At 58.8% G+C, this 1549-nt stretch carries 1 protein-coding gene, 1 tRNA gene and 1 other RNA gene; 2 read left to right on the top strand and 1 reads right to left on the bottom strand.

Annotated features, from left to right (window positions below; genetic code table 11):
• Positions 1–924 (bottom strand): glyoxylate/hydroxypyruvate reductase GhrA (gene ghrA, locus HMPREF9538_RS18830; protein ID WP_009484526.1); only part of this gene is annotated, 924 nt, incomplete at its 3' end.
• A gap of 268 nt (positions 925–1192) precedes the next feature.
• Between ghrA and HMPREF9538_RS18825 the strand changes: the two genes are divergently transcribed.
• Together HMPREF9538_RS18825 and HMPREF9538_RS29570 are read left to right on the top strand one after the other, a co-directional pair.
• Positions 1193–1280, top strand: a tRNA-Ser gene (locus HMPREF9538_RS18825).
• A 43-nt stretch (positions 1281–1323) separates the two neighbouring features.
• Positions 1324–1462, top strand: a non-coding RNA gene (locus HMPREF9538_RS29570) — RtT sRNA.
• Positions 1463–1549 lie beyond the last annotated feature (87 nt).

The raw sequence follows: 1549 nt of genomic DNA on the forward strand, positions 1-1549 counted from the left end.
GCGGTCGACCTGACCGCTTACCGGCTCCCCTCGCTCAAGCCGGCTAATGGTCTCCGCAATGTAGGTGATAGCTTCCATTGGACGGGTCACTGCCGCCACATGGGGGGTCATGGCCACCCGCGGATGCGCCCATAGCGGGCTCTCCTGCGGCAGCGGTTCGCGACTGAAGACATCGAGCATCGCCCCTTTGAGCTTACCGCTGTTCAGCGCCGCCAGCAGATCCTCTTCAACGACATGCACGCCGCGAGCAAGGTTGAGGACATAGCTCTCATCAGGCAACTGCGCCAGCAGCGTCTGGTTAATAATGCCGGCGGTTTCGGCGGTATTCGGCAGCAGGTTGATCAGCACGCGAGTGCCCTGCAGGAATTCGCCCAGCTCGGCCTGGCCGGCGAAGCTCTGCACCTGCGGCCAGGATTTGCGGCTACGGCTCCAGACGCGAAGCGGGAACCCCCAGGGTTGCAGACTTTCCGCAACCTTCGCCCCCAGCACGCCGGCGCCCATAATCCCGACGGTGAATTCGTCGGCGCGGTACTCGGGCAGCGGCTGCCAGCGGGACGCCAGCTTCAGCGCCTGATAGTCATCAAAGCGGCGGAACCAGTGCAGCACCTGGCTAACGGCATACTCCTGCATCTGCCGTCCCATACCGGTATCTTCGAGACGAAACAGCGGAATCGACAGCGGCAGCATATCCGGATGGTCGCGCAGCTTGCTGAGAATAGAGTCCACCCCTGCCCCGAGGGCGAACACGGCCTTCAGCGCCCGGCCCTGCAGCATCTCTACCGGCGGATGCCAGACCAGGGCATAGTCCGCCGGCCGGTTATCGCCCGCTTTCCACTCGCGCACCCGCGCGCCGGGTAACTGCTTTTCCAGCTCACAGATCCAGTATTGGGTATCAAAGGTCGGATGGTAAAAAATAATCTCCATAGGGGCTCCTGATAGCAGACGCCTTTGGCCGATTGACGCTGGCGTCTTATTTTACTCATTGTTTTCTATTGGTTTGCCAGCATAACAAATTTCCCCCGAGCGAAAAGGGAAAAGCTACTGGCGACAAAAAAAACGGATTTCGCACGTTTAAGGAGCAAGTTGCTCGAAGTTTGTCTAAACGCGCTTTTTTTGCAAAAAGTTGATTGACGGGCGATACGTATTTCCCTACATTAGCGCCCGTTCCCGACAACAACGGGAAAGACAATATGGTGAGGTGTCCGAGTGGCTGAAGGAGCACGCCTGGAAAGTGTGTATACGGCAACGTATCGGGGGTTCGAATCCCCCCCTCACCGCCATATTCGAGATGAGAGCCTGTACGCAAGTACGGGCTTTTTTATTTTATATTCTCCGCTGGGGGGGATGAGAACCCCCGACCGGGGTTCGACAACTGGCGCAGCCAGTTGGACAGACCGCGCACGCAGTAAGCGGGCTGCCCCGCAGGGGCGAGCGAAGCGAGTCAATCCCCCCCTCACCGCCATATTCGAGATGAGAGCCTGTACGAAAGTACGGGCTCTTTTCTTTTATATTCTCCACAGGGGGGGATGAGAACCCCCGACCGGGGTTC

Origin of the sequence: Klebsiella sp. MS 92-3 (genome assembly GCF_000195655.1) — a bacterium.
GTDB classification, from domain to species: domain Bacteria; phylum Pseudomonadota; class Gammaproteobacteria; order Enterobacterales; family Enterobacteriaceae; genus Klebsiella; species Klebsiella pneumoniae.